General features: G+C 67.2%; 15 protein-coding genes. 6 read left to right on the top strand and 9 right to left on the bottom strand.

Annotated features, from left to right (window positions below):
- Positions 1 to 13 precede the first annotated feature (13 nt).
- Positions 14 to 346, top strand: coding sequence for a thioredoxin (gene trxA / locus ACFYO0_RS14800; protein WP_386340070.1), 333 nt, complete (start codon positions 14 to 16; stop codon positions 344 to 346).
- An 89-nt stretch (positions 347 to 435) separates the two neighbouring features.
- On the opposite strand, the gene ACFYO0_RS14795 is transcribed toward trxA, so the two are convergent.
- The 9 genes from ACFYO0_RS14795 to rpmH form a co-directional block, all read right to left on the bottom strand.
- Positions 436 to 1,053, bottom strand: coding sequence for a GNAT family N-acetyltransferase (locus ACFYO0_RS14795; RefSeq protein ID WP_388674914.1), 618 nt, complete (start codon positions 1,051 to 1,053; stop codon positions 436 to 438).
- Positions 1,054 to 1,373: 320 nt separating this feature from the next.
- On the bottom strand, positions 1,374 to 2,486 hold the full coding sequence (locus ACFYO0_RS14790) for a ParB/RepB/Spo0J family partition protein (RefSeq protein ID WP_388674912.1): 1,113 nt from the start codon (positions 2,484 to 2,486) through the stop codon (positions 1,374 to 1,376).
- The gene (locus ACFYO0_RS14785) at positions 2,483 to 3,556 is read right to left on the bottom strand and encodes a ParA family protein (RefSeq protein ID WP_388675463.1); all 1,074 of its coding nucleotides are present in this window, start codon (positions 3,554 to 3,556) and stop codon (positions 2,483 to 2,485) included. Before ACFYO0_RS14785 ends, ACFYO0_RS14790 begins: the two co-directional genes overlap by 4 nt.
- A gap of 301 nt (positions 3,557 to 3,857) precedes the next feature.
- A complete protein-coding gene (rsmG, locus tag ACFYO0_RS14780) occupies positions 3,858 to 4,574 on the bottom strand; it encodes a 16S rRNA (guanine(527)-N(7))-methyltransferase RsmG (protein WP_388674909.1) in 717 nt (238 codons plus the stop codon).
- Positions 4,575 to 4,713: 139 nt separating this feature from the next.
- On the bottom strand, positions 4,714 to 5,226 hold the full coding sequence (locus ACFYO0_RS14775; protein WP_344394543.1) for a R3H domain-containing nucleic acid-binding protein: 513 nt from the start codon (positions 5,224 to 5,226) through the stop codon (positions 4,714 to 4,716).
- 15 nt (positions 5,227 to 5,241) lie between these two features.
- Positions 5,242 to 6,555 (bottom strand): membrane protein insertase YidC, encoded by a 1,314-nt coding sequence (gene yidC, locus ACFYO0_RS14770; RefSeq protein WP_388674905.1) that lies wholly within the window; start codon positions 6,553 to 6,555, stop codon positions 5,242 to 5,244.
- 3 nt (positions 6,556 to 6,558) lie between these two features.
- Complete coding sequence (yidD, locus tag ACFYO0_RS14765; protein ID WP_033321307.1) at positions 6,559 to 6,924, bottom strand: membrane protein insertion efficiency factor YidD; 366 nt, start codon at positions 6,922 to 6,924, stop codon at positions 6,559 to 6,561.
- Complete coding sequence (gene rnpA, locus ACFYO0_RS14760; RefSeq protein WP_388674902.1) at positions 6,921 to 7,292, bottom strand: ribonuclease P protein component; 372 nt, start codon at positions 7,290 to 7,292, stop codon at positions 6,921 to 6,923. The genes yidD and rnpA overlap by 4 nt, the downstream gene beginning before the upstream one ends.
- A gap of 21 nt (positions 7,293 to 7,313) precedes the next feature.
- The gene (rpmH, locus tag ACFYO0_RS14755) at positions 7,314 to 7,451 is read right to left on the bottom strand and encodes a 50S ribosomal protein L34 (protein ID WP_030354375.1); all 138 of its coding nucleotides are present in this window, start codon (positions 7,449 to 7,451) and stop codon (positions 7,314 to 7,316) included.
- Positions 7,452 to 7,869: 418 nt separating this feature from the next.
- Here rpmH and dnaA point away from each other — a divergent pair, with 418 nt between their 5' ends.
- The 5 genes from dnaA to ACFYO0_RS14730 all read left to right on the top strand — a co-directional run bounded on the left by dnaA (position 7,870) and on the right by ACFYO0_RS14730 (position 14,673).
- On the top strand, positions 7,870 to 9,822 hold the full coding sequence (dnaA, locus tag ACFYO0_RS14750; RefSeq protein ID WP_388674899.1) for a chromosomal replication initiator protein DnaA: 1,953 nt from the start codon (positions 7,870 to 7,872) through the stop codon (positions 9,820 to 9,822).
- A 945-nt stretch (positions 9,823 to 10,767) separates the two neighbouring features.
- Complete coding sequence (gene dnaN / locus ACFYO0_RS14745; RefSeq protein ID WP_386340050.1) at positions 10,768 to 11,898, top strand: DNA polymerase III subunit beta; 1,131 nt, start codon at positions 10,768 to 10,770, stop codon at positions 11,896 to 11,898.
- A 130-nt stretch (positions 11,899 to 12,028) separates the two neighbouring features.
- Entirely contained in the window at positions 12,029 to 12,904 is an 876-nt protein-coding gene (gnd, locus tag ACFYO0_RS14740) for a phosphogluconate dehydrogenase (NAD(+)-dependent, decarboxylating) (RefSeq protein WP_388674897.1), read from the top strand.
- Between the two features lie 105 nt (positions 12,905 to 13,009).
- Positions 13,010 to 14,134 carry a DNA replication/repair protein RecF gene (recF, locus tag ACFYO0_RS14735; RefSeq protein ID WP_388674893.1) on the top strand — a complete coding sequence of 375 codons (1,125 nt, stop codon included), beginning with the start codon at positions 13,010 to 13,012 and terminating at the stop codon, positions 14,132 to 14,134.
- Positions 14,131 to 14,673 (top strand): DUF721 domain-containing protein, encoded by a 543-nt coding sequence (locus tag ACFYO0_RS14730; RefSeq protein WP_388674890.1) that lies wholly within the window; start codon positions 14,131 to 14,133, stop codon positions 14,671 to 14,673. The genes recF and ACFYO0_RS14730 overlap by 4 nt, the downstream gene beginning before the upstream one ends.
- Positions 14,674 to 14,924: the final 251 nt, after the last annotated feature.

Below are 14,924 nucleotides of genomic sequence, written 5' to 3'. Positions count from 1 at the left end.
TAAGGAGCCCGCAGTGGCCGGCACCCTGAAGCATGTGACCGACGACTCCTTCGAGCAGGACGTCCTCAAGAGCGACAAGCCCGTCCTGGTGGACTTCTGGGCCGCCTGGTGCGGTCCGTGCCGTCAGATCGCACCGTCCCTCGAGGCGATCGCCGCCGAATACGGCGACAAGATCGAGGTCGTCAAGCTCAACATCGACGAGAACCCGGGTACGGCCGCCAAGTACGGCGTCATGTCCATCCCGACCCTGAACGTCTATCAGGACGGCGAAGTAGCCAAGACCATCGTCGGTGCCAAGCCGAAGGCTGCGATCGTTCGCGACCTCGAGGACTTCATCACCGAGTAATCGGCTATGCCCGTTGCACAGACGCGGCGTTGTTTCACGTGAAACACGAATGGGCCAACCCGAAAGGGTTGGCCCATTCGCATGAGCGTTTAGAGCGGCCGCAGAGCAGGCTCCTTCTGCACCGCCCCCAAGAGCCGGTCGAGCGCCAACTCCACGTCTTCCTTCCAGGAGAGCGTTGTCCGCAGCTCCAGCCGCAATCTCGGGTACGTCGGATGGGGCCGTACCGTCTTGAAGCCCACCGCCGTCAGATGGTCGGCGGGCAGGACACAAGCCGGTTCCTTCCACCGGGCGTCTCCGAAGGCCTCGATCGCCTTGAAGCCCCGCCGCAGTAGATCCTTGGCGACCGTCTGGACCATCACACGTCCGACTCCCTGTCCCTGATAGCCCGGCACGATGAAGGCCGTCATCAGTTGCACCGCGTCAGGGGAGACCGGACTCGTGGGAAACGCCGTGGATCGCGGCACATACGCGGGCGGCGCGTAGAGCACAAAGCCCACCGGCACCTCGTCCACGTAGACGACCCGGCCGCAAGATCCCCATTCCAGCAGGACGGCGGAGATCCACGCTTCCTTCTCCAGCTCGGGTGTGCCCGCCTTTACCGCGGCCTGACCGCTGACTGGGTCCAACTCCCAGAAGACACACGTGCGGCAGCGCTTGGGAAGATCCTGGAGGTTGTCCAGCGTGAGCGGTACGAGCCGACGCCCCATGAAGGCAGTTCCTCGCTTCCTTCGCCCGCGGCATCACGAGCGGCTGTCAGAGCGCTCCTTTCCCTGAGCAGGCTGCCGACGAACCCGCCGACCGCGCCAAGCCCCAGGCCCGCGCTCACCAGTCCGGTGCGGTTCATCGCCCGCATGGCCCCCGCCTCCCCACAGAAGGTGCTGCCAGGTGGATGCGCCATACCCGATTGCATCGTATCCGCGATTCCATCGATACCGCCAGAAAGCAAAGAGTGGGCCGTGTTCCGGTACACACCGGACACGGCCCGCTCTCATGATCGGCCGATCGGATCGTGCCCACCCCTTGAGGCTCAGGCTTCAGACCCCTCAGAATCCCCAGAGTCGTCGTCCAAGAGGCTCTTCTGGAGGACCGGCCCCTCACCCGGGGCCAGCGAGCCGAGGATTCGTTCCAGATCATCTATTGAGGCGAACTCAACGGTGATCTTTCCCTTCTTCTGGCCGAGGTCGACCTTCACGCGGGTCTCGAAGCGGTCCGAGAGGCGCGTGGCGAGGTCGGTCAGCGCCGGAGAGACCCGCGTGCCGGCCCGCGGCCCCTTGGAGCGCGGAGCGGACTGCGGCCGCGACCCCATGAGGGTGACGATCTCCTCGACGGCCCGCACCGAGAGCCCTTCGGCCACGATGCGGTGCGCCAGACGGTCCTGCTCCTCCGAGTCATCGACAGAGAGAAGGGCCCGAGCATGGCCTGCGGAGAGCACCCCGGCGGCGACACGGCGCTGGACCGCGGGCGAGAGCTTCAGGAGACGCAAGGTGTTGGAGACCTGCGGACGGGACCGGCCGATCCGGTCCGCCAACTGGTCGTGCGTGCAGTTGAAGTCCTTCAGCAACTGGTCGTAGGCGGCTGCCTCTTCCAGTGGGTTCAGCTGAGCGCGGTGCAGGTTCTCCAGAAGCGCGTCCAGGAGAAGCTTCTCGTCCTCCGTGGCCCGCACAATCGCCGGGATGGCCTCGAGCCCTGCCTCACGGCAAGCCCGCCAGCGCCGTTCGCCCATGATCAGCTCGTAGCGAGCCGGGCCCAACTGTCGTACGACGACGGGCTGGAGAAGCCCGACCTCCTTGATGGAGGTGACAAGTTCAGCGAGAGCGTCCTCGTCGAACACCTCACGGGGCTGGCGCGGGTTCGGCGAAATGGAGTCGAGGGGCAGCTCGGCGAAGTGCGCCCCGACGGGAGCCGCCGGCACTTCCGCGACACCGTTCGCCGATGGCTCCGCGGTTTCATGTGAAACATTGCCCGGCGGAAGCGCGGCGACCTTCGCCGCCGCCACTCCGCGCTCCGCGGTGAGTACGGGCACCGCGGCTGGCGAGGTCGACGCCCCGCCCGCCGCCGGAGGTGCCGTCTTCTCCCCTGCCGGGGCCGCCGGGATCAGTGCGCCGAGACCACGGCCCAACCCCCTCCGTCGCTCGCTCACTGGATCCCCTCCACCATGCTCTGATCATTTTGTGCGCCCAAATGGGCATGCTGCGCGTCATACGTCACGCCGACGCCTCGCAACGCGATTTCCCGTGCCGCCTCAAGATAGGAGAGGGCGCCACTCGACCCCGGGTCGTAGGTCAGCACTGTCTGCCCATAGCTCGGCGCCTCGGAGATGCGGACCGAGCGCGGAATGCTCGTCCGCAGCACCTCCTCGCCGAAGTGGCTGCGCACCTCGTCCGCGACCTGGGACGCCAGTCTCGTCCGGCCGTCGTACATCGTGAGCAGGATCGTCGAGACATGCAGCGTGGGGTTGAGATGCCCTCGCACCAAGTCGACGTTCCGCAACAGCTGGCCCAGACCCTCCAGCGCGTAATACTCGCACTGAATCGGGATCAGGACCTCCGCACCGGCGACCAGTGCGTTGACCGTCAGCAGGCCCAGCGACGGCGGACAGTCGATGAGGATGTAGTCCAGCGGCTGCTCGTACGCCTGGATCGCTCGTTGCAGCCGACTCTCCCGTGCCACCAGAGAGACCAGCTCGATCTCCGCACCGGCGAGATCGATCGTGGCAGGTGCGCAGAAGAGACCCTCGACATCGGGGACCGGCTGGACGACCTCGGAGAGCGGCTTACTCTCGACCAAGACGTCGTAGACGGACGGAACTTCGGCGTGATGGTCGATGCCCAGCGCAGTGGACGCATTGCCCTGAGGGTCGAGGTCGATCACCAGGACTCGCCCTCCGTGCAGGGCAAGCGAAGCGGCAAGGTTGACCGTCGTCGTGGTCTTGCCCACCCCGCCCTTCTGATTGGCGACAACCATCACACGGGTCTGCTCAGGCCGTGGCAGGCCCTCGCCGGCGCGGCCTAGAGCCTCCACCGCCAGTTGGGCAGCACGACCGATGGGAGTGTCGTCCATCGGGGGCGGTGTTTCACGTGAAACATCGTCCCCCATCGACTCGGTACGGGGACCGGGGACCGGATCGGTCATCGGTCCCGCGATGTTGGCGTCGGACCGCAAGGATTCACTCTCCTCGACTTCAGGCTCGCAATGAACAGAGCCTCCCATGTCTTCGGGGTCGTGAACCAGCGAGGCCCGTTCTTCTGTGGAGAAATCCACCTCTGTGGACAACTCTGTGCCCTCCCCGGGGGACGTGTTGTTGCCCGCAGAGGGTTTTCCTCTGAGGGATCCGAGGGGATTGCGGTCGCGCGGTTCGGCCGCAGCGCGGCCCCGACTGATGATGCCATGCAGGGGTGAGCGACGTTTCACGTGAAACACGATGCACAGCGCCTGCGACGGCGCCCGCACGACACTCCGACATGCGTAGTCATGGCAGCTTGTGTGGAGTACGTCTCACCGTCAGGACGGTTCAGCGACGACGACGTGCCCGTCCGATCCGTGCAGCTTTGGCACGCTTGGCCGCGAAGCGCACCCCTCCGGGGCTCTCCCCGACCTCGACCCGAACCACGGTGGAGAGCGGACTCACCACACCCTCGCCAACATGGAGCACGGAGGTCTCCACGGCACCGAGCTTACTCAGCGCGGCCCCGGCGCCCTTGACTTCTTCCTCCGCGGTGTCGCCCTTGAGCAGAAGCATCTCTCCGTAGGGACGCAGTAGCGGCACGCCCCATGCTGCGAGGCGGTCCAGAGGCGCGACGGCCCGTGCCGTCACGACATGGACCGGAGGCAGCTTGCCCAGGACCTCCTCAGCGCGGCCGCGGACCACAGTGACATGGTCGAGGCCGAGCAGCTCGACGACCTCGGTGAGGAAGGTCGTACGCCGCAACAGCGGTTCAAGCAGCGTGATCTTCAGGTCCGGTCGGACGAGGGCCAGTGGGATGCCGGGCAGCCCGGCACCGGAGCCGACGTCGCACACGGTCACACCCTCGGGCACGACTTCCGAGAGAACCGCGCAGTTCAGCAGGTGCCGCTCCCACAGGCGAGGCACTTCGCGGGGACCAATGAGACCACGCCGCACTCCTGCGTCCGCCAGCAGTTCCGCGTACCGAACCGCGTCTGCGAAGCGATCGCCGAATACCGCCCGGGCCTGCGCAGGCGCAGGGGGGAGCTCCGCTGCCTCCGTCACGGGGAACCGTCCTTCCGTACCGCACAAGCGCACTGGGCGCTGATCACCAGGGCCACAAGGAACCAACAGGCACTATCAGGCTGACAAAGTCCGGCCCCGCCTGCGCAACAGACGGGGCCGGAGGAACGTACGTACCGATTCAGGCGGGAAGCACGACGACGAAGCGCTGCGGCTCCTCGCCCTCGGACTCGCTGCGCAGGCCCGCGGCCTTGACCGCGTCGTGCACGACCTTGCGCTCGAAGGGCGTCATCGGCTTCAGCTTCACGGCCTCTCCGGAGCTCCTGACCTCGGCGGCGGCCTTGGCGCCCAGCTCGGACAGCTCCTCGCGCTTCCTGGCGCGGTAGCCCGCGATGTCCAGCATCAGACGGCTACGGTCTCCGGTCTCCCGGTGAACGGCCAGCCGCGTGAGCTCCTGAAGAGCCTCGAGCACCTCGCCGTCACGGCCGACCAGCTTCTGTAGATCACGGCTGCCCGTGTCGCTGATGATCGAGACAGCGGCGCGATCGGCCTCGACATCCATGTCGATGTCACCGTCGAGGTCGGCGATGTCCAGCAGACCCTCGAGGTAGTCCGCCGCGATCTCACCCTCCTGCTCAAGGCGGGTCAGGGTGTCGCCACCCTCGGTGGCGGCGGAGGTGGTGCCTTCCGTCACGGGATGGGCTCCTTCTTACTTCTTGGAGGGGGACTTGGGCCGCTGCGGACCCTTGCGTCCGGACTGGGCCTTGCTGCGTGCGCCACCCGAGGCAGACTTGCCACCCGAAGCAGGCTTGCCGCCTGAGGCCGACTTGCCGCCCGCCGGCTTGGCATCCTGTGGCCCGTCGGACTTGCTCAAGGAGGTCTTCTCCTCGGAGTCACCCGTCGTCTTGGCGCCACTGGCGCCGCCCTGCGTGCCGCCCGACTGACGCCGGGACTTGCTCTGCCGCTTGGGCTGCTGGCGCTTGGGGGTGCTGGTCGCCGGGGCACCGTCCTCGGTCTCGGCGACGGTCGTGACCTCGCTCTTCACCACCGTGCCGTCGGCCTGAGCCGCAAGGCCCGCCTTGGTCAGACCGTTGATGAACTTGCGCTCGTACTCGTTGCGGTCACGGCCCTTGGCGACGATGGCCTTCACGATGGCGCGTTCACCGCGGCCGCGGGTCCCGCCGTGGTGCGTGACGCGCTTGTACAGACGGTCCAGGTAGGAGGACTGGGCCTTGCTGCCCGGGGTCGGGTTGTTGTGGATCACGTACATCTGCTGGCCCATCGTCCACACGTTGGTGGTCAGCCAGTAGACGAGGACACCGACGGGGAAGTTGATGCCGAAGACGGCGAACATGACGGGGAAGACGTACATCAGCATCTTCTGCTGCTGCATGAACGGCGTCTTCACCGTGGTGTCGACGTTCTTCGTCATCAGCTGGCGCTGCGTGTAGAACTGCGACGCCGACATCAGCACGATCATGACCGCGGTGACGACACGGACGTCCGTCAGCGAAGCACCGAGCGCCTCGACCTTGCTGGAGCTGTCCGTGAACTTCGCTGCCAGCGGGGCACCGACGATGTGTGCCTTCTGCGCGCTCTCCAGCAGCCGCTCGTTGATCACACCGACGGTGTCGTTCGACGCGATGCTGTTGAGCACGTGGTACAGGGCAAAGAAGAACGGGGACTGCGCCAGGATGGGAAGGCACGAGGAGAGCGGGTTGGTGCCCGTCTCCTTGTACAGCTTCATCATCTCTTCGGACTGACGCTGCTTGTCGTTCTTGTAACGCTCCTGGATCTTCTTCATCTCGGGCTGGAGCGTCTGCATGGCCCGGGTCGCCTTGATCTGCTTCACGAAGAGCGGGATCAGGCAGATTCGGATCAGGATCACCAGGGACACGATGGAAAGGCCCCAGGCCCAGCCCGTGTCCGGGCCGAAGAGAGCGCCGTACACCGAGTGGAACTGGACGATGACCCAGGAAACGGGCGTCGTGATAAAGCTGAAAATACTGGCAATCGTGTCCACTAATCAGGCTCCTTGAGCATGCGACGGGGTCTCGGCGGCCGGGCTCGAGGGCTGGTCGGACATACCGTGCCCTCCAATGGCCGGTTCGGCGGCGGAGTTCCCGCCCTTGCGTGCGCGCCAGGTGTTACGCAGCATTTCGTGCCACCGCGGACGCTTGCGCGGCGGGACATGGTCCACACCGCCCAGCGACCACGGATTGCACCGCAGGATCCGCCAGGCAGTGAGTGCCGTTCCCTTGATCGCACCGTGGCGGTCGATGGCCTGGTACCCGTAGTGAGAGCACGACGGGTAGTACTTGCACACCGGCCCGAGCAGCGGGCTGATGGTCCACTGGTACAGCTTGATGAGAGCCAGCAGTGGGTACTTCATCGCGCGCCCCCTCCCAGTAGCCGCCGCAGAGCGGCATCCAGGTCTTGGGCCAGCTGTGCATGGTCGGCGTCACCCGTACCGGGCAGCGCTCGTACGACTACCAGGCTACCGGGGGGCAGCAGGGCCATTCGATCGCGCATCAGATGACGAAGTCTGCGCTTCACCTTGTTGCGTACGACAGCGCCGCCCACCGCCTTGCTGACAACGAAACCCGCACGCGACGGGGGAGCGCTCTCCCCAGGCGCGTGCGGGTCCATTGCACCACTACGCAGGTGGACGACGAGAAGCGGGCGTCCGGCCCGGCGTCCCCGGCGTACCGCGGTCGCGAAGTCCTCGCGCCGCCTCAGCCGATTCTCGGTAGGCAGCACGTCATGACCTGTGCTGCGAAATCAGGCGGACAGGCGGGCGCGACCCTTGCCACGACGGGTCGCGAGAATCGCGCGGCCGGCACGGGTGCGCATACGCAGCCGGAAGCCGTGGGTCTTGGCGCGACGACGGTTGTTCGGCTGGAAGGTGCGCTTGCTCACTCGGGGGCTCCAGAAAGAATCGGTAGTTGCGGGGTGCCGTCATGGCTGTCACCGTGCGCCCACGAGTAGCTCGCTTACGCCCGAGTGCACCGCTTCCCGATCACTCGTACGTGATCTATGCCCATCGGAGGCAGGCGGCAGCAGCCATCGACAACTCGACCTGGCAACGGTACGCGCGGCTACGCCATCCGGTCAAACCAGCGGCGGCAGGAGACACTATCCACAGGCTGGGGACAACAACTTGAACCGCAGCGGTCGCCCTGACTACCGTGACGGGACTTCGATTCGTTCCCTTCTCCTTGACCCGTCTGAATCGTTCGCCCCGCCCGAACTGCCTCGTTCCACCCGCCCACCCGAGTGACATACCGATCCGTCCCGCGAACCACCCGTTCGAGGGACCCGTGAGAGAGCGTGCCCTGTGGCTGACGTACCTGCCGATCTTGCCGCAGTGTGGCCACGCGTACTGGAGCAACTCCTCGGTGAAGGACGAGGGCAGGGCGTCGAGGTGAAGGACGAGCACTGGATCAAGCGCTGCCAACCGCTGGCCCTGGTCGCGGACACCGCGCTGCTCGCCGTACCGAACGAATTCGCGAAGGGTGTGCTCGAGGGGCGCCTGGCGCCGATTGTCAGTGACACGCTGAGCCGCGAGTGCGGCCGTCCCATCCGTATCGCGATCACCGTCGACGACTCCGCCGGCGAGCCCCCGCCGACGCCCCCCGCCCAGCGCCGGCCGCGCTACGAGGAGACCGAACTCCCCTCGCAGAGCGGCAGAGACGGATACGAGGGACGGGACGGGAGGGACGGATACGAGGGGCGCGACGAATACGAGGGATACGGCCGCCACCGCGCGGACGACCGACCGCACGACCGCAACCACGACCACCCCCAGAGCCGCCCCGACCAGCTCCCCACCGCCCGCGCAGACCAGCTCCCCACCGCCCGCCCCGACCAGCTCCCCACCGCCCGCCCTGCGTATCCCGACTACCAGCCGCGCCCAGAGCAGGGCAGCTGGCCGCGGCCCTCGCAGGGCGACGACTACGGCTGGCAGCAGCAGCGACTCGGCTTCCCGGAGCGTGACCCGTACGCGACGCCTCCGCAGGACTACCGGCCGCAGTCCCTGGAGCGCCAGCGCTACGAACAGCAGCGGTCCGACTACGAGCAGCCACGCTCCGACTACGACCAGCGCCCGGACCGCCGCGAACTGCCCGAACAGCCTTTGCCATCCGGCAGCGGCCACGTCCACCGCGGCGGCCCCGTCGGCTCGGCCCTGCCCGCCCCCAGCGGCGCCCCAGGCCCGCTGGCCGCGCAGCCGGCACCCGCCACAGGTCCGGGCGAGCCCACTGCACGCCTCAACCCGAAGTACCTCTTCGACACCTTCGTCATCGGAGCCTCGAACCGCTTCGCGCACGCCGCCGCGGTCGCCGTCGCCGAGGCACCTGCCAAGGCGTACAACCCCCTCTTCATCTACGGGGAGTCGGGACTCGGCAAAACGCACCTGCTGCACGCGATCGGCCACTACGCCCGCAGCCTCTATCCGGGCACGCGCGTGCGGTACGTGAGCTCCGAGGAGTTCACCAACGAGTTCATCAACTCGATCCGCGACGGCAAGGGCGACAGCTTCCGCAAGCGCTACCGAGAGATGGACATCCTCCTTGTCGACGACATCCAGTTCCTCGCGGACAAGGAGTCGACTCAGGAGGAGTTCTTCCACACCTTCAACACGCTCCACAACGCCAACAAGCAGATCGTGCTGTCCTCGGACCGGCCGCCCAAGCAGCTGGTCACTCTGGAGGACCGGCTGAGGAACCGTTTCGAGTGGGGGCTGATCACCGACGTCCAGCCGCCCGAGCTGGAGACGCGCATCGCCATCCTTCGTAAGAAGGCGGTGCAGGAGCAGCTCAACGCCCCACCGGAGGTCCTGGAGTTCATCGCCTCGCGGATCTCACGGAACATCCGCGAGCTGGAAGGCGCGCTGATCCGCGTCACGGCGTTCGCCTCGCTCAACCGGCAGCCGGTGGACCTCGGCCTCACGGAGATCGTCCTCAAGGACCTGATCCCGGGCGGCGAGAACGCAGCCCCGGAGATCACGGCGACGGCCATCATGGCTGCGACCGCCGACTACTTCGGGCACACCGTGGAGGACCTGTGCGGAGCCTCGCGCAGCCGTGTTCTGGTGACGGCCCGCCAGATCGCCATGTACCTGTGCCGGGAACTCACCGACCTGTCGCTCCCGAAGATCGGCGCGCAGTTCGGCAACCGCGACCACACGACCGTCATGCACGCCGACCGCAAGATCCGCGCCCTGATGGCCGAGCGGCGCTCCATCTACAACCAGGTCACCGAGCTCACGAACCGCATCAAGAACGGCTGACAGCTCCTTCCATACGTCGCCGAAGGCGCCCCGGGACACTCCCCGAGGGCGCCTTTCGCTGATCTCGTACGGCTCCTGCCCGCTTCTGGCATGCCCTCTGCGGTCGTCCTCCGCCGTTGTGGACCGTGTTCCGCATCGAACCGCGGTCACCCTGGGAGCACCCGCTGTTCGAATACGCGCCGCGTTACGGCCATGCTCCACAGATTCCGGGACTTTCTCGCGTCCACACCCTGGGGACCCGGAAGTTGTCCAGACTGTGTCCACAGGGTGCGCTGCCAAAAGCGGATCACGCCAGGTCAGCCGACTGTGGATTCGTGGACAGACGATCTCCACAGTCTGTGGACGGCGAGAAGATCCACAGGCTGTGCGGAACGTTGTCCACTGGTGGCCCACAGGCTGAGGCCAGTTGTCCCCAGCGATCTCCGACTTCTCCACATCGCTGTCCACTGTTCGGCAACGTGACGTGCACTTTCACCGCCCGGAGTGAAAGGCGTCACACCAAGGTGTCCGGTGGGGCTGTGGGGAACCTGGGCAAACCTGGGGACGCCGCTGGGGAGAACTACCCCGATCCTGTGCATCGGGTGTGCAGAACTTTTCCCCGTCCACAGAACACCCGAGTTGTCCACCGCCTCCACCCACAGGACCAGTGGACAAAAAACCGGCGCTGACCTGCGCATACGAGGTTATCCACGGTATCCACAGCCCCTACTACTACTCCCAACTAGAGAGAGCTGGGAATTCGTTTCGAAGACGGGGCTGTGCACAACTCGCGCTCGGCGCCTCAGGTGCCGCTCGGAACGACTTGACCCCGAGGGGCACCGACTGTCAGTGCTGTGCGTCAGACTGGTTCCCGGTGTCCTTCCCCTGAGCGGACCGAGCGACACCAAGTCAGACGACGAACGCGAAGCAGGGCGAGAGCGCCGGCAACAGACGGAGGCGGCAACGGTGAAGATCCGGGTGGAACGCGACGTACTCGCGGAGGCAGTGGCCTGGGCGGCACGCAGCCTCCCGGCACGACCGCCGGCGCCTGTGCTCGCCGGCCTTCTGCTGAAGGCCGAGGAAGGCGCACTGAGCCTGTCCAGCTTCGACTACGAGGTCTCGGCACGCGTCTCCGTGGACGCCGAGGTCGACGAGGAAGGCACGGTGCTGGTCTCCGGCCGCCTGCTCGCCGACATCTGCCGTGCCCTGCCCAACCGGCCGGTGGAGATTTCCACAGACGGTGTACGGGCGACGGTGGTCTGCGGATCCTCGCGCTTCACGCTCCACACCCTGCCTGTGGAGGAGTATCCGGCGCTGCCGCAGATGCCGTCGGCCACGGGCACGGTCCCCGGTGAGGTCTTCGCCTCCGCCGCCGCTCAGGTGGCCATCGCCGCCGGCCGCGACGACACGCTGCCCGTCCTCACCGGCGTACGCATCGAGATCGAGGGCGACACGGTCACGCTTGCGTCCACCGACCGTTACCGCTTCGCGGTCCGTGAGTTCCTGTGGAAGCCGGAGAACCCGGAGGCGTCCGCGGTCGCCCTGGTGCCCGCCAAGACGCTCCTGGACACCGCCAAGGCCCTCACGAGCGGCGACAGCGTGATCCTCGCGCTGTCCGGTTCGGGCGCGGGCGAGGGGCTGATCGGCTTCGAAGGCGCGGGACGGCGTACGACCACGCGCCTGCTGGAGGGCGACCTCCCGAAGTACCGCACGCTGTTCCCGACGGAGTTCAACTCCGTGGCCGTCATCGAGACCGCCCCCTTCGTGGAGGCCGTCAAGCGTGTGGCCCTGGTCGCCGAGCGCAATACCCCGGTGCGGCTCAGCTTTGAGCAGGGTGTGCTGATCCTGGAGGCGGGCTCCAGTGACGACGCACAGGCTGTGGAAAGGGTGGATGCCCAGCTGGAGGGTGACGACGTCTCGATCGCCTTCAATCCGACGTTCCTGCTCGACGGACTCAGCGCCATCGACTCCCCGGTGGCCCAGCTCTCCTTCACGACGTCCACCAAGCCGGCGCTCCTCAGCGGCAAGCCAGCCGTGGACGCGGAGGCGGACGAGGCGTACAAGTACCTGATCATGCCGGTGCGGCTGAGCGGCTGACGAGAGTCCGCAGGTGAGGGCGTACGTCTGAGCGGCTATGCCCACAGATGTGCGGGAGCGTCCGGGTTTAGGCTCGGACGCAGGTACGAAAGTGCCCCTCACGTCACGTCGTCAGTGAAGGAACAGCTTGATGGAGCTCGGTCTCGTCGGTCTCGGCAAGATGGGCGGCAATATGCGCGAGCGCATACGCCGCGCAGGCCACACCGTCTTCGGATACGACCGCAATCCGGACCTCGCCGATGTCCACAGCCTCGAGGAGCTTGTGGGCAAGCTCGACGCTCCACGCGTGGTGTGGGTGATGGTCCCGGCCGGGGCGGCGACCCAGTCCACCATCGACGAACTCGCTGATCTCCTGGAGCCCGGCGACGTCGTTGTGGACGGCGGCAATTCGCGCTGGACCGACGACGAGAGGCACGCCGAGGAGCTGGCGGCCAGCGGCATCGGTTTCGTCGACTGCGGTGTCTCAGGCGGCGTCTGGGGCCTGGAGAACGGCTATGCGCTGATGTACGGCGGCGATGCCGAGAACATAGCCAAGGTGCGGCCGGTCTTCGACGCGCTCAAGCCGGAGGGTGACGCGGGCGCCGTGCACGCGGGCAAGGTCGGCGCCGGGCACTTCGCGAAGATGGTCCACAACGGCATCGAGTACGCGATGATGCAGGCCTACGCCGAGGGCTGGGAGCTCCTGGAGGCCGTCGACTCCGTCACCGACGTACGCGAGGTCTTCCGCTCCTGGCAGGAGGGCACCGTCATCCGCTCCTGGCTGCTCGACCTGGCGGTCAACGCTCTCGACGAGGACGAGCACCTGGAGCAGCTCAAGGGTTATGCACAGGATTCCGGAGAGGGCCGCTGGACTGTGGAAGCCGCGATCGACAACGCGGTTCCGCTGCCGGCGATCACCGCGTCGCTTTTCGCGCGCTTCGCCTCCAGGCAGGACGATTCGCCGCAGATGAAGATGATCGCGGCGCTGCGGAACCAGTTTGGCGGCCACGCGGTCGAGAAGAAGTAGTCCACCTCCTGGGTTCTCCATACCTGGGATGGCCCGGTTGTCCACAAGCAGGGGACAGGCTGGGGGCAACCGGAAGCATCACGTTGGGGAGGTCGGCGAACGACCATGCACGTCACGCATCTGGCGCTGGCTGACTTCCGCTCGTATGCCCGGGTCGATGTCGCGCTCGATCCGGGGGTCACGGCGTTCGTGGGCCCCAACGGGCAGGGCAAGACGAACCTCGTCGAGGCGGTCGGTTATCTGGCGACTCTCGGAAGCCATCGCGTCTCCTCCGATGCGCCTCTTGTACGGGTGGGGGCGGATCGCGCGATCATCCGGGCGCAGGTACGGCAGGGGGAGCGCCAGCAGCTCGTCGAGCTGGAGCTGAACCCCGGCAAGGCGAACCGCGCCCGTATCAACAGGTCGTCGCAGGTCAGACCCCGTGACGTACTCGGCATCGTACGAACCGTGCTGTTCGCCCCCGAGGATCTCGCGCTCGTCAAGGGCGATCCGGGCGAGCGCCGGCGCTTCCTGGACGAGCTGATCACCGCACGCGCCCCGCGCATGGCGGGCGTGCGCTCCGACTACGACCGCGTACTCAGGCAGCGGAACACGCTCCTCAAGTCGGCCGCACTCGCCCGCCGCCACGGTGGTCGTTCCATGGACCTGTCCACGCTCGACGTGTGGGATCAGCACCTCGCGCGCGTGGGCGCCGAACTGCTCGCGCAGCGGCTCGATCTGATCGCCGCGCTCCAGCCGCTGGCCGACAAGGCGTACGAGCAGCTGGCGCCCGGCGGCGGCCCCGTTGCCCTGGAGTACAAGCCCTCCTCGCCCGAACTCGTCGGCCACGCGCGCGAGGAGCTGCACGAGCAGCTGATGGCGGCCCTCGCGGACGCCCGCAAGCAGGAGATCGAGCGGGGCGTCACCCTGGTCGGCCCGCACAGGGACGAGCTGCTGCTCAAACTTGGCCAGATGCCCGCGAAGGGATATGCGTCACACGGCGAGTCCTGGTCGTACGCGCTGGCGCTGCGCCTGGCCTCGTACGACCTGCTGCGGGCCGAGGGCAACGAGCCGGTGCTGGTCCTCGACGACGTGTTCGCCGAGCTCGACACCCGGCGCCGCGAACGTCTCGCCGAACTGGTCGCGCCGGGTGAGCAGGTCCTGGTGACGGCGGCGGTCGACGACGACGTACCGGCCGTACTGACGGGGACTCGGTACGTGGTGGCGGAGGGCACGGTGGAGCGCGTATGAGCAAAAACACACCGGAACCGGAGCAGAGCCCCAAGCCTCCCGAGCCGTCCGGCGTCGACCTCGCGCGCGTGGCCCTGCGCGCGGCGAAAGAGCAGGCACGCGCGCGTGGAGACGCGGCGCAGCAGAAGAAGCAGGCGCGGCGCGGTGGCCTGCGCTCCGGTGCGCGCGCCGACGGCCGCGATCCGATGGCGCTCGGCTCCGCCATCAACCGGCTGATCACCGAGCGCGGCTGGGAGACTCCGGCCGCTGTGGGCGGGGTCATGGGCCGATGGCCGGAGATCGTCGGCGAAGTAATTGCCCTGCACTGCCGGCCGGAGCGGTACGACGAGGAAGCGCAAGAGCTGACGGTCCGCTGCGACTCCACGGCGTGGGCCACCGAGATCAGACTGCGTGCCCCGCAACTGGTGGCCCGCCTGAACGAGGACCTCGGCCATGGCACGGTGCGGCTGATCAAGGTGCACGGTCCCGGGGGCCCCGCCCGCCGCTTCGGACCCCTGCGCGCGCCCGGCAGCAAGGGTCCCGGCGACACCTACGAGTGAGCCAGACCGGGCGGTATGCCGTTCGTAGCGCGGGGTTGGCATCCCGAAGCGCTGAGTGCCGCTGTGAGCCTCTTGGACTCCCAGTCGACGTATGGGGAGTCGGCCGAGTCCGGTTCAGGGCGGCAGATGCGGACTCAGGTACCGGCAAACGCCCATCACTGTCGGCGCTACCGGTAGACTGGAGGCTAATCCCGCCCCACTTGTGGGACTCACCGAGCAACGCTGACTAAGGCTTACCAACGCAACACGCC

Source organism: Streptomyces sp. NPDC006365, assembly GCF_042870755.1.
Taxonomy (GTDB): domain Bacteria; phylum Actinomycetota; class Actinomycetes; order Streptomycetales; family Streptomycetaceae; genus Streptomyces; species Streptomyces xiangluensis.
This window is presented reverse-complemented; position numbering and strand designations above follow the sequence as displayed.